This is a genomic window from Glaciimonas sp. GG7, from assembly GCF_052976905.1.
Map to the genome: position 1 here is coordinate 38700 of NZ_JBRIIQ010000002.1, position 13693 is coordinate 52392.

A 13693-nucleotide genomic window follows, 5' to 3' on the forward strand; every position below is an offset into this window, starting at 1 on the left:
TACGCGTTATGTTTTGGCGGAGAAAGGGGGATTCGAACCCCCGGTAGGCTATGAACCTACACACGCTTTCCAGGCGTGCGACTTAAACCACTCATCCATCTCTCCTGTACTACTGCTCTTCACTTAACTGAGCTTGATTTTCTGAGTCTGGTTTTTGCGAAGCCGCAGATTATAACAATATTTTCAATCACTTGGTTGGTTTTCATGGTGACTAATGATGGTTGCCGCTATCTTATATTCATAGACTCGCGAAGTTTGGATAGTTTCACTTCCCCGTAAGATTGACAGTGCCTCCGGAAACAACACTTTAGGGCGAGAAATGTAGGACCTCCCTCATAAAGTGTTGTTGGTAGATTGTTATTGCGCCTCTTTCAGCTGGTCTAAAATTGCGGGATTTTCCAAGGTTGAAATATCTTGCGTAATCTCTTCCCCTTTGGCCAGAATTCTTAATAGGCGACGCATAATCTTGCCGGATCGGGTTTTAGGCAAGTTGTCACCAAAGCGAATTTCCTTGGGTTTGGCGATAGGGCCGATTTCTTTGGCGACCCAGTCTCGCAATTCCTTAGCGATTTGCTTTGCTTCATCGCCGGTTGGTCGGCTGCGCTTGAGGACTACGAAGGCGCAAATTGCTTCGCCGGTGGTGTCGTCAGGCCGTCCGACTACTGCTGCTTCTGCAACCATTGGATGGGCGACCAAGGCGGATTCGATTTCCATCGTTCCCATACGATGGCCGGAAACATTCAATACATCATCGATACGGCCAGTGATGGTGAAGTAGCCAGTCTCTTTGTTACGGATTGCGCCATCGCCAGCCAGATAGAGTTTGCCGCCAAACTCTGGTGGGAAATAGGTACTTTTAAAACGCTCTGGATTATTCCAGATGGTGCGTACCATCGCAGGCCACGGCCGTTTGATCACCAAAATGCCGCCTTGCCCATTCGGCAGATCCTGGCCGGCCTCGTCGACAATCGCGGCTTGAATACCGGGAAGCGCCAAGGTACAGGAGCCGGGGACTAACGGCGTAGCACCTGGTAATGGGGTGATCATATGACCGCCGGTTTCGGTTTGCCAGAATGTATCAACAATAGGACAGCGTTCTGCACCGATATGTTTGTGATACCACATCCAAGCCTCGGGATTTATCGGCTCGCCGACTGAACCGAGCAGACGTAAAGACGATAAATCATATTTCGATGGATGAATATTTACGTCGGCATCGGCGGCCTTGATCAGCGAGCGAATCGCCGTTGGTGCCGTGTAAAAAATAGTTGCTTTGTGACGTTGAATCATTTCCCAGAAGCGGCCTGCATTTGGGAAGGTAGGGATGCCCTCAAAAATAATCTGAGTTGCTCCAACCACGGTTGGGCCGTAAGCAATATAGGTATGGCCAGTAATCCAACCGATGTCGGCGGTACACCAATAGACATCGTCGGGCTTGATGTCAAATGTCCATTTCATCGTCAAAGCCGCCCACAACAAATAGCCGCCGGAAGAATGCTGCACGCCTTTTGGAGTACCGGTTGAGCCCGATGTGTATAGGATAAATAGTGGATGCTCGGCATCGACCCATTCTGGCTCGCACTCGGCCACCTGATCGGCTACCAACTCGTGCATCCACAGATCAAGGCCGGCGTTAAATGCAACTACGCCGCCAGTGCGCTTGTAGACGATGACATTTTTGATGCAGTCACAACCACCAAGAGCCAACGCCTCATCGACGATAGACTTTAACGGCAAGCGCTTGCCGCCGCGTACTTGCTCATCCGCGGTTAATACAGCGACGGCGCCTGCGTCGATAATGCGCTCTTGCAACGATTTGGCAGAAAATCCTCCGAATACGACCGAATGGGTGGCGCCGATCCGCGCACAAGCCTGCATCGCCACCACGCCTTCGACTGACATGGGCATATAAATAACGACCCGGTCACCTTTTTTGATGCCGAGCGATTTCAGGCCATTAGCGAACTTGCAGACTTTTTCGTACAGGTCCTGATAGGTTACTTTGACGACATCTCCACCATCGGACTCAAAAATGATGGCTACTTTATCCGCGTTACCATTTCGCAAATGGACATCGAGACAGTTGTAGGAAACATTGAGTTGACCGTCCTTGAACCATTCGTAGAACGGTGCGTTGGATTCGTCCAGAACGTTGTTAAATGGTTTTTGCCAGACGAGATTTTCGCGTGCGAGTCTGCCCCAAAATCCTTCATAGTCAGTCGTTGCTTCAGAGCACAAAGCGTTGTATGCGTCCATGCCAGAGATCGCAGCGGTTTTGGCAAACTCTGCGGGTGGAGGAAACACACGCGTTTCCTGGGAAAAAGTTTCGATATTAGCCATTCATTTGTCTCCTGCTATTAGAAAATATTTATGCCAGAAAGTAGGCTTTTACGCTTACTCAAGCCTTACATGTGTTGAATTTGCATCATCGTAGGCCGTACCAGGAATAGTGGGCATCAATTAGGCCGTCAAGTTCACACAATTTCCTTTTTTGCGCCGAAAATAGCCAGAACATTCGTCAACTTTGGCTAACGCCGCGTATTCGGTTAAGCAGAGTAACCGATGTTGAGAGCGCTTGAATTTCCAATAATGTCGCTTAAAAATGATGCTGTGAAACCGCAGCTAGTCCTATTTTGCGCAAGCAGGAAGTGTAAAATAGTCGGGACGCACTTTCACCCACACAACAATATCCATGAACAACGTTCAAAATCCTTCAACAAAAAAGTCTATTGGCACTCTTCCGAATCTTATTTTTATGAGCCGTTGGCTACAATTGCCGCTGTATCTCGGTCTGATTCTGGCGCAATGCGTGTATGTATTTCACTTTTGGGTTGAGTTAAGCGATCTGATCGGCGCTATTTTTGGCAATGCTTCATCGCTTGAGCACATCCTTGACGCCGTCGCGATTGATGGCGCTTTGCGCCCTACTAAGCTAACAGAGTCGACCATCATGCTGGTGACACTTGGCTTGATTGACGTTGTCATGATTTCCAATCTGCTCATTATGGTGATCGTCGGCGGATATGAAACATTCGTCTCACGGATGAATCTTGAGTCGCATCCCGATCAACCTGAATGGCTATCGCACGTCAACGCATCGGTCCTAAAAGTCAAATTGGCGATGGCGATTATTGGTATTTCGTCGATTCATTTGTTGAAAACATTTATTAACGCCAGCGCTTACGATATGAAGACTTTGATGGCACAGACTGGAATTCATATTACGTTCCTTTTATCAGCGTTGGCGATAGCGTGGTGCGACCGAATTATGACGGCAACGCAACAAAGTCAGCGTGCGCACGTTGAAGAGCAACAATAATGCTAAATCAGCATAATCAAACGTGTTGAATGTAGCGCAATTATTCGCAAATCTCACGTAATTTTTATTGTTTTTTTTTACAGAAAATTTCTCTAGCCAATCGCCATGACTACAACCATCATTACTCGCAACCGCGTCGCCACCATCAAGGCAGAAGATCTCATTGAATCAGTCGCCGCCGCGTTGCAATACATCAGCTATTACCATCCGGCAGATTACATCGCCCATCTGGCACGCGCTTACGAGGCTGAGCAAAGCCCTGCAGCCAAGGATGCCATCGCGCAGATTTTGACCAACTCGCGCATGTGTGCTGAGGGTAAACGTCCGATTTGTCAGGACACCGGCATCGTTAATGTATTTCTAAAAATTGGCATGAACGTGCGTTTTGAGGGCTTCAAAGGGACCATCACCGATGCTGTGAACGAAGGTGTGCGACGCGGCTATCTCCATCCCGACAATGTGCTGCGCGCATCCATCGTTGCTGACCCACATTTCGAACGTAAAAACACTAAAGATAATACCCCGGCTGTGGTTCATATGGAGTTGGTGCAGGGCAATACCATTGACGTCCAGATCGCAGCTAAAGGTGGCGGTTCTGAAAATAAAACCAAGTTTGTGATGCTCAATCCATCGGATTCGCTGGTTGACTGGGTGATGAAAACAGTGCCGACGATGGGGGCTGGCTGGTGTCCGCCAGGCATGCTTGGGATTGGTATTGGCGGAACTGCCGAGCGCGCGATGCTGATGGCCAAACAGGTATTGATGGAAGATATCGATATGTACGACCTCCTCAAGCGCGGCCCACAAAATAAAGCCGAAGAATTGCGCATCGAACTATTCCAAAAGGTAAACGCCCTTGGAATCGGCGCACAAGGTCTGGGCGGTTTGACGACCGTGCTAGACGTCAAAATCATGATGCATCCGACGCATGCCGCGTCGAAACCGGTGGCGATGATTCCAAATTGCGCCGCTACGCGTCATGGTCATTTTGTGCTGGATGGCTCCGGGCCGACATTCATGGAGCCGCCATCGTTGTCTGACTGGCCAGAAGTGCATTGGATGCCAGACACTGAAAAATCAACTAGCGTTAATCTGGATACGCTGACTAAAGCAGAGGTCGCCTCTTGGAAGCCGGGTCAGACTTTGCTGTTAAATGGCAAGATGCTGACCGGTCGTGATGCTGCTCACAAGCGCATTGAGGAAATGCTTGGCCGTGGCGAGAAGTTGCCGGTCGATTTTACTAATCGTGTGATTTATTATGTCGGCCCGGTTGACCCGGTCCGTGATGAAGCCGTTGGCCCAGCCGGCCCGACAACAGCGACTCGCATGGATAAATTCACCGACATGATGCTGGAACAAACCGGTTTGATTTCGATGATAGGCAAGGCTGAACGTGGCCCGGCCACCATCGAGTCGATCAAAAAACACCAATCAGCCTATTTAATGGCGGTTGGCGGCGCGGCTTACCTGGTCTCGAAAGCCATTAAATCTGCTCGCGTGCTGGCGTTTGAAGACATGGGAATGGAAGCGATTTACGAATTTGATGTCAAAGACATGCCGGTGACGGTCGCGGTCGATTCGAACGGTATTTCGGTCCACACTACCGGACCGAAAGAATGGCAGGCGCGGATACAGTCGGCTTCGCTGGCCAATATTGCCGTGACTACTATTTAGTCTGCGTTTCTTGAGATGTTTTGCGGTTGATCTACACACATTGATCATTGGTTGACCGCAATCCCTATTAGCGTCACTTGCGATATATGCATAACAACCTGAACTCCCCAATAATGCCGATGGCAAAAAATGCGCCCATCGGCATTTTTGATTCTGGCATCGGCGGTTTATCTGTGCTGCGACATATCCGCGATGCAATGCCGTATGAAAATGTAGTGTATTTTGCCGATTCAGCGCATGCGCCTTATGGTGATAAATCAGAGCAAATAATCTTGGACCGTACGCTGGCAATCGCCAAATTTTTGCAGCAACACAATGCGAAAGCCTTGGTAATAGCCTGTAATACTGCTACAGCTGCCGCAATTAAGGCCGTTCGTGCTGCTTACCCGACTCTCGCCGTCGTCGGCATTGAGCCTGGACTGAAACCTGCTGCGCAGCAAACTCGCACAAAAATGATCGGCGTATTAGCCACAAAGAGCACGCTCTCTAGCGCGCGCTTTACGCAACTATCGCAACAAATCACAGAGTCCACAGGTGTTCATTTTGTTTTGCAGGCTTGCGTCGGCTTAGCTGATCAGATCGAAAATGGCGAGTTGGGTACGCTAGCAACGGAGGCCTTAATACAGCGCTATGTCACGCCTCTGATAGAGCGCAACGTTGACACACTAGTATTGGGTTGTACGCACTACCCATTTGTTCTGCCATTGATCAAAAATATCGTCGCAGATATCACTGCTAACCCGGTAGCAATCGTCGATACAGGCATTGCGGTGAGCAAACAGTTAAGTCGCATCCTGGTGGATCATAATCTGCAACAAACACAATCAGACATTGAGCCGGGTACGCTAACTGTATTCACCACGGGGGATCTGCCTGCTATGAAAGCTATTTTTTTAAATTTGCTGGGTATGCACGCAACGGTCTTAAAAGCCAGTTCAAGCTCGTGACATAAAAATGATGCGATTAATCTGGTTAATCGCATCATTTACGTATTTTTGAATTGCCAGTGATGATTTTAGTTTGTATAATTGTCAGCTGCTCTGGTCACAAGACGGAGTGGGATTAGTTGTACAGTGGTGGCTGTAGCTCAGTTGGTAGAGTCCAGGATTGTGATTCCTGTTGTCGTGGGTTCGAGCCCCATCAGTCACCCCAATAAATACGAAAAAAATTAAAGAGTTACATGCTTCGGCTTGTGGCTCTTTTTTCTTGCCCGTTCACTTTGTCACTTCCATCTAGTGCTCCTAAGCCCTTATCAGCGAAGACGCTTCCGGAGCTAGCTCCAAGCATTCGATCCTGATAATCATCATCTATAGTGGTGTCATCAACATCTTTGATGTCGTACGGCTAACTTTGGTATCGGTTTTTCAAATACTTTAAGAGTCGACTGATGAAAAATATATGCATATGGCGCATAATAATTGGCCGGTAATTGGACTTAAGTCACTAATGCCCTGCTATATCTCCCCCCCCCCGACTGCTGTACACCCGAATTAATCACTAATAAGTAAGGAAATAATATGGCTAAAGTAAGAGACGTTGTAATCGTTGGAGCCGCGCGTACAGCAATTGGATCCTATGGCGGTTCGCTGAAGGATTTTGCGCCGAGTGAGTTGGGCGCTATTGTGGTCAAGGAGGCATTTAATCGTGCCAAGGTCGATGCTGCGCTGGCCGGCCAGATTGTATTTGGCAATGTGATTCATACCGAAACGCGCGATATGTATGTGTCGCGAGTGGTTGGCATTAATGCAGGTATGAGCAGGGACTCTACAGCGTTAACGTTGAATCGCTTATGCGGATCAGGGCTACAGGCAATCATTTCGGCAGCCAACGCGATTCAATTGAACGAAACCGATATTGCTGTTGGTGGCGGGGTAGAAAGCATGAGTCGGTCGTTATATTCGACGCAAGCCGCCCGTTTCGGTGCGCGTATGGGTGACATCAAAATGGTTGACATGATGGTGGGTGCTTTGTCCGACCCTTTTGGTGCTGGTCATATGGGTATTACTGCAGAAAACGTGGCGGAAAAATACACTATTTCACGTGAGGAGCAGGATGCCTTCGCGCTGGAAAGTCAAAAGCGCGCAACGGCGGCTATTGCTGCAGGTCACTTTGCTTCTCAAATCGTTCCGGTTGAGATCAAGACACGTAAGGGCGTTGTACTTTTCGATACAGATGAGTATCCGAAAATCGATGCGACATTGGAGTCCTTGGCGAAACTTAAGCCTGCATTCAAGAAAGATGGCGGTACTGTCACTGCTGGCAATTCATCGGGTATCAACGATGGCGCTGCTGCTTGCGTACTAATGGAGGCAGGCGCTGCCGCTCGTGCTGGCCTGACACCACTTGCGCGTTTAGTATCATATGCGGTGGCTGGGGTTGATCCATCAATTATGGGAACCGGTCCTATTCCAGCAGTGCAGTTGGCGTTGAGGCGTGCTGGCCTCAATCTCAGTGATATGGAAGTGATTGAATCAAACGAAGCATTCGCGGCTCAATCGCTTGGAGTATGTAAGGGATTGGGTCTTGATCCTAAGCTAACAAACGTCAATGGCGGCGCTATTGCTCTTGGGCATCCATTAGGTGCCAGCGGTGCGATCATTACTATTAAATGCCTGTATGAATTAATTCGTACCAACAAGCGATATGGTTTGATTACGATGTGTATTGGCGGTGGTCAGGGTATCGCGGCGATTATTGAGCGGCTGTGATGCCGTAAAGTCGTGTACCTATTTTTCGAAAATACGGATTGCCAATGTATTTTCGTTCGATAGGGTGATATTGGGTATTAGCATAATATATCGCATTATTGTTTTCGTAGTGGTGGAGCAATCTTCGTCTTTGATGAGGATTGCCGCTAACATTTGAAATTATCTATGGCCATGCGTTTCGTCCGCGCTTGAAAAAAGCGGTCAGCGGCGAGTCTGTTGTGCGATGGGATTTGGATAAAAAAAGATAATTCAATTTATATTAAAAACAGCTTGCTAGTGGTTGGATGTGTTGCTATAGTTCGGCCTCTGTTGAAAAGGACGCGAAATAAACGAAACGGCGCAAGCGGTTTTGGTGCGAAATTGGAGGCGGAACGAGATTGTAAAAGTGGGTGTTTTAAGTGGGAAAGTTAGGTTGATTTAGTTTTAGATTGTTAATCAGAAAGTTGATTAAAATGATTTAAAAAGAGGTTGACGCAAAGCTTGAAACGCCACATAATCTCATCTCTCTGCTGCTGACGAACAAAACGCTTTGTCAGTGCTGCGAACACTTCGGTGTAACGCAAAGTAGGGTCAGTTCTTTAACAATTAACAGCCGATAAGTGTGGGCGTTTAATGAAAGTGCAGCGCAGATGACTTCGGTCATGTGCGTATAGCTTAAAACATTAAATGTTCACAAAAGAAGAAAAATAGGATGTTGTTCAGCAATGGATAACAGACTGTCAGTATTTTGAGTGAGCGATAGCAGGACTGTTAAAAGTTCAGCTAGGCAGCAATGCCACAAAACAGAGATTAAACTGAAGAGTTTGATCCTGGCTCAGATTGAACGCTGGCGGCATGCCTTACACATGCAAGTCGAACGGTAACAGGGAGCTTGCTCCGCTGACGAGTGGCGAACGGGTGAGTAATATATCGGAACGTGCCTGGTAATGGGGGACAACTAGTCGAAAGATTAGCTAATACCGCATACGCCCTACGGGGGAAAGAGGGGGATTCGCAAGAACCTCTTGTTATCAGAGCGGCCGATATCTGATTAGCTAGTTGGTGGGGTAAAGGCTCACCAAGGCATCGATCAGTAGCTGGTCTGAGAGGACGACCAGCCACACTGGGACTGAGACACGGCCCAGACTCCTACGGGAGGCAGCAGTGGGGAATTTTGGACAATGGGCGCAAGCCTGATCCAGCAATGCCGCGTGAGTGAAGAAGGCCTTCGGGTTGTAAAGCTCTTTTGTCAGGGAAGAAACGGTTTGGGCTAATACCCTGGGCTAATGACGGTACCTGAAGAATAAGCACCGGCTAACTACGTGCCAGCAGCCGCGGTAATACGTAGGGTGCAAGCGTTAATCGGAATTACTGGGCGTAAAGCGTGCGCAGGCGGTTATGTAAGACAGGTGTGAAATCCCCGGGCTTAACCTGGGAATGGCATTTGTGACTGCATGGCTAGAGTGTGTCAGAGGGGGGTAGAATTCCACGTGTAGCAGTGAAATGCGTAGAGATGTGGAGGAATACCGATGGCGAAGGCAGCCCCCTGGGATAACACTGACGCTCATGCACGAAAGCGTGGGGAGCAAACAGGATTAGATACCCTGGTAGTCCACGCCCTAAACGATGTCTACTAGTTGTCGGGTCTTAATTGACTTGGTAACGCAGCTAACGCGTGAAGTAGACCGCCTGGGGAGTACGGTCGCAAGATTAAAACTCAAAGGAATTGACGGGGACCCGCACAAGCGGTGGATGATGTGGATTAATTCGATGCAACGCGAAAAACCTTACCTACCCTTGACATGGCTGGAATCCTTCAGAGATGAGGGAGTGCTCGAAAGAGAACCAGTACACAGGTGCTGCATGGCTGTCGTCAGCTCGTGTCGTGAGATGTTGGGTTAAGTCCCGCAACGAGCGCAACCCTTGTCATTAGTTGCTACGAAAGGGCACTCTAATGAGACTGCCGGTGACAAACCGGAGGAAGGTGGGGATGACGTCAAGTCCTCATGGCCCTTATGGGTAGGGCTTCACACGTCATACAATGGTACATACAGAGGGCCGCCAACCCGCGAGGGGGAGCTAATCCCAGAAAGTGTATCGTAGTCCGGATTGTAGTCTGCAACTCGACTACATGAAGTTGGAATCGCTAGTAATCGCGGATCAGCATGTCGCGGTGAATACGTTCCCGGGTCTTGTACACACCGCCCGTCACACCATGGGAGCGGGTTTCACCAGAAGTAGGTAGCCTAACCGTAAGGAGGGCGCTTACCACGGTGGGATTCGTGACTGGGGTGAAGTCGTAACAAGGTAGCCGTATCGGAAGGTGCGGCTGGATCACCTCCTTTCTAGAGTTAGTACGGACATTAAGCGTCCACACTTATCGGTATGTTAGTTATAAGAAGAACAGTCATCATTAGGTAGTTGCTAATCAGGACGGGTCTGTAGCTCAGTTGGTTAGAGCACCGTGTTGATAACGCGGGGGTCGTTGGTTCGAGCCCAACCAGACCCACCAGAATCCTACTTGATAACGATACGATTTATAGGGGGGCTTAGCTCAGCTGGGAGAGCACCTGCTTTGCAAGCAGGGGGTCATCGGTTCGATCCCGTTAGCCTCCACCATTTACTTTACTTGGCGCAACGCTGGGTAGATAGGTAAAAAATCAAACCTAAGTCAGTATTTCCGCGGAGTTGTAGCGTGAAATAGAGAAGCGATTTAGGTTTGATCTTTTTAAGATCATTGGCTGTTTGTTCTTTAACAATTTAGAAGAAGTAAAGATTCGTCCGCAATGCGACAGCATTGTGGATGGGTATGATTGTATCAAATCAAAAAGTATTAAAGAGTTCTCAAAAGAGTCTACGAAAGTAGGCAAATGCGAAAACGCTTTGGATACGGCAAACGCTAAAGTAATACTCATTAGTAATATTCTATAACCGGTTTTTAATCGTGAACGCGATTAGAGGCTAACGTTATAGGGACAAGTGAATAAGTGCACATGGTGGATGCCTTGGCGATTACAGGCGATGAAGGACGTAGTAGCTTGCGATAAGCTGCGGGGAGCCAGCAAACAGGCTTTGATCCGCAGATTTCCGAATGGGGAAACCCACCCTTTATGGGTATTGCACACTGAATACATAGGTGTGCAAGGCGAACGTGGCGAACTGAAACATCTAAGTAGCTACAGGAAAAGAAATCAACCGAGATTCCCAGAGTAGTGGCGAGCGAAATGGGAACAGCCTGCACGATTTAGCATCAGCGATAATGGAACACTCTGGAAAGTGTGGCCATAGAGGGTGATAGCCCCTTACATGAAATCGGTGGTGTGGAACTAAGTGTGCGACAAGTAGGGCGGGACACGTGTAATCCTGTCTGAACATGGGGGGACCATCCTCCAAGGCTAAATACTCGTAATCGACCGATAGTGAACCAGTACCGTGAGGGAAAGGCGAAAAGAACCCCGGAAGGGGAGTGAAATAGATCCTGAAACCGTGTGCATACAAACAGTAGGAGCGGACTTGTTCCGTGACTGCGTACCTTTTGTATAATGGGTCAGCGACTTACATTCAGTGGCAAGCTTAACCGTATAGGGAAGGCGTAGAGAAATCGAGTCCGAATAGGGCGTTCAGTCGCTGGGTGTAGACCCGAAACCAAGTGATCTACTCATGGCCAGGATGAAGGTGCGGTAACACGCACTGGAGGTCCGAACCCACTAATGTTGAAAAATTAGGGGATGAGCTGTGGGTAGGGGTGAAAGGCTAAACAAACTTGGAAATAGCTGGTTCTCTCCGAAAACTATTTAGGTAGTGCCTCAAGTATCACCATCGGGGGTAGAGCACTGTTATGGCTAGGGGGTCATTGCGACTTACCAACCCATTGCAAACTCCGAATACCGATGAGTGCGAGCTTGGGAGACAGACGCCGGGTGCTAACGTCCGACGTCAAGAGGGAAACAACCCAGACCGCCAGCTAAGGTCCCAAAGATTGGCTAAGTGGCAAACGAAGTGGGAAGGCTAAAACAGTCAGGAGGTTGGCTTAGAAGCAGCCATCCTTTAAAGAAAGCGTAATAGCTCACTGATCGAGTCGTCCTGCGCGGAAGATGTAACGGGGCTAAGCCAGTCACCGAAGCTGCGGATATCAATTTATTGATATGGTAGGAGAGCGTTCTGTAAGCCTGCGAAGGTGTCTTGTAAAGGATGCTGGAGGTATCAGAAGTGCGAATGCTGACATGAGTAGCGATAATGGGGGTGAAAAGCCTCCACGCCGTAAGCCCAAGGTTTCCTGTTCAACGTTCATCGGAGCAGGGTGAGTCGGCCCCTAAGGCGAGGCAGAGATGCGTAGCTGATGGGAAGCAGGTTAATATTCCTGCACCGTCGTGTGATGCGATGGGGGGACGGATCGCGGAAGGTTGTCCGACTGTTGGAATAGTCGGTTTTTGGCTCAGAGAAGGCTGTTAGGCAAATCCGGCAGCGTAATTCAAGGGGTTGAGACGAGTGAATTTATTCACGAAGCAATTGGAAGTGGTTCCAAGAAAAGCCTCTAAGCTTCAGTCACACGAGACCGTACCGCAAACCGACACAGGTGGGCGAGATGAGTATTCTAAGGCGCTTGAGAGAACTCGGGAGAAGGAACTCGGCAAATTTGTACCGTAACTTCGGGATAAGGTACGCCCCGGTAGCTTGACTGGCTTGCGCCAGAAGGGTGAAAGGGCTGCAATAAAAAGGTGGCTGCGACTGTTTAATAAAAACACAGCACTATGCAAACACGAAAGTGGACGTATATGGTGTGACTCCTGCCCGGTGCTGGAAGATTAAATGATGGGGTGCAAGCTCTTGATTGAAGTCCCAGTAAACGGCGGCCGTAACTATAACGGTCCTAAGGTAGCGAAATTCCTTGTCGGGTAAGTTCCGACCTGCACGAATGGAGTAACGATGGCCACACTGTCTCCTCCCGAGACTCAGCGAAGTTGAAATGTTTGTGATGATGCAATCTACCCGCGGCTAGACGGAAAGACCCCATGAACCTTTACTGTAGCTTTGCATTGAATTTTGAACCAATCTGTGTAGGATAGGTGGGAGGCTTTGAAGCGTGAACGCTAGTTTGCGTGGAGCCAACCTTGAAATACCACCCTGGTTTGTTTGAGATTCTAACCTTGGTCCGTTATCCGGATCGGGGACAGTGCATGGTAGGCAGTTTGACTGGGGCGGTCTCCTCCTAAAGTGTAACGGAGGAGTTCGAAGGTACGCTAGGTACGGTCGGACATCGTGCTAATAGTGCAATGGCATAAGCGTGCTTAACTGCGAGACTGACAAGTCGAGCAGGTACGAAAGTAGGACATAGTGATCCGGTGGTTCTGTATGGAAGGGCCATCGCTCAACGGATAAAAGGTACTCTGGGGATAACAGGCTGATTCCTCCCAAGAGTTCATATCGACGGGGGAGTTTGGCACCTCGATGTCGGCTCATCACATCCTGGGGCTGTAGCCGGTCCCAAGGGTATGGCTGTTCGCCATTTAAAGTGGTACGTGAGCTGGGTTTAAAACGTCGTGAGACAGTTTGGTCCCTATCTGCCGTGGGCGTTGGAAATTTGAAGGGGGCTGCTCCTAGTACGAGAGGACCGGAGTGGACGAACCTCTGGTGTACCGGTTGTCACGCCAGTGGCATTGCCGGGTAGCTAAGTTCGGAAGAGATAACCGCTGAAAGCATCTAAGCGGGAAACTTGCCTTGAGATGATATTTCCCGGGAACTAGATTCCCCTAAAGGGTCGTTCGAGACCAGGACGTTGATAGGCTGGGTGTGGAAGCGTAGTAATACGTTAAGCTAACCAGTACTAATTGCCCGTGCGGCTTGTCCCTATAACCTTAGCAGGTTATAGGTAAGCTAATGAGATATGTGTTTGCCTGAAAAGTGCAATCATACCCAGCAGTGCCTTCCACACCCTTGGGAGGCACTGCAGTAATACAAAACTTTACTTCTTCTAGATTGCGTTTGGTGTTGCCCCATTGGGAACACTCGACAC

The 13693-nt window shown here is 49.0% G+C and carries 5 protein-coding genes, 4 tRNA genes and 2 rRNA genes; 9 read left to right on the forward strand and 2 right to left on the reverse strand.

What is annotated here, in order from left to right; translation table 11 throughout:
• Positions 1–14: 14 nt before the first annotated feature.
• A tRNA-Ser gene (locus ACVBEF_RS01305) sits at positions 15–105 on the reverse strand.
• Between the two features lie 252 nt (positions 106–357).
• Positions 358–2340 (reverse strand): acetate--CoA ligase, encoded by a 1983-nt coding sequence (gene acs, locus ACVBEF_RS01310; RefSeq protein ID WP_447122144.1) that lies wholly within the window; start codon positions 2338–2340, stop codon positions 358–360.
• 415 nt (positions 2341–2755) lie between these two features.
• Between acs and ACVBEF_RS01315 the strand changes: the two genes are divergently transcribed.
• The 9 genes from ACVBEF_RS01315 to ACVBEF_RS01355 all read left to right on the forward strand — a co-directional run bounded on the left by ACVBEF_RS01315 (position 2756) and on the right by ACVBEF_RS01355 (position 13529).
• Positions 2756–3319 (forward strand): YqhA family protein, encoded by a 564-nt coding sequence (locus ACVBEF_RS01315; RefSeq protein ID WP_447122145.1) that lies wholly within the window; start codon positions 2756–2758, stop codon positions 3317–3319.
• Between the two features lie 105 nt (positions 3320–3424).
• The gene (locus ACVBEF_RS01320; RefSeq protein WP_447122146.1) at positions 3425–4993 is read left to right on the forward strand and encodes a fumarate hydratase; all 1569 of its coding nucleotides are present in this window, start codon (positions 3425–3427) and stop codon (positions 4991–4993) included.
• Positions 4994–5106: 113 nt separating this feature from the next.
• Positions 5107–5940, forward strand: a complete 834-nt coding sequence (murI, locus tag ACVBEF_RS01325) for a glutamate racemase (protein WP_447122147.1) — start codon at positions 5107–5109, stop codon at positions 5938–5940.
• 129 nt (positions 5941–6069) lie between these two features.
• Positions 6070–6145 (forward strand) — tRNA-His (locus tag ACVBEF_RS01330).
• Between the two features lie 365 nt (positions 6146–6510).
• Positions 6511–7701: an acetyl-CoA C-acyltransferase family protein gene (locus tag ACVBEF_RS01335; protein ID WP_447122148.1), complete on the forward strand. Its 1191-nt coding sequence runs from the start codon at positions 6511–6513 to the stop codon at positions 7699–7701.
• A 791-nt stretch (positions 7702–8492) separates the two neighbouring features.
• A 16S ribosomal RNA gene (locus ACVBEF_RS01340) occupies positions 8493–10025 on the forward strand.
• 90 nt (positions 10026–10115) lie between these two features.
• Positions 10116–10192, forward strand: a tRNA-Ile gene (locus ACVBEF_RS01345).
• 31 nt (positions 10193–10223) lie between these two features.
• Positions 10224–10299: transfer RNA gene (locus tag ACVBEF_RS01350), tRNA-Ala, on the forward strand.
• Positions 10300–10653: 354 nt separating this feature from the next.
• Positions 10654–13529 (forward strand): 23S ribosomal RNA (locus ACVBEF_RS01355).
• Together the 16S and 23S rRNA genes with 2 tRNA genes alongside form the textbook arrangement of a ribosomal RNA operon.
• The last annotated feature ends 164 nt before the right edge of the window (positions 13530–13693 follow it).

What these genes read in the sequence shown, in the direction of transcription:
- acs (WP_447122144.1), bottom strand. Translation starts at nt 2,340, where the DNA reads ATGGCTAATATCGAAACTTTTTCCCAGGAAACGCGTGTGTTTCCTCCA.
- ACVBEF_RS01315 (WP_447122145.1), top strand. Translation starts at nt 2,756, where the DNA reads ATGAGCCGTTGGCTACAATTGCCGCTGTATCTCGGTCTGATTCTGGCG.
- ACVBEF_RS01320 (WP_447122146.1), top strand. Translation starts at nt 3,425, where the DNA reads ATGACTACAACCATCATTACTCGCAACCGCGTCGCCACCATCAAGGCA.
- murI (WP_447122147.1), top strand. Translation starts at nt 5,107, where the DNA reads ATGCCGATGGCAAAAAATGCGCCCATCGGCATTTTTGATTCTGGCATC.
- ACVBEF_RS01335 (WP_447122148.1), top strand. Translation starts at nt 6,511, where the DNA reads ATGGCTAAAGTAAGAGACGTTGTAATCGTTGGAGCCGCGCGTACAGCA.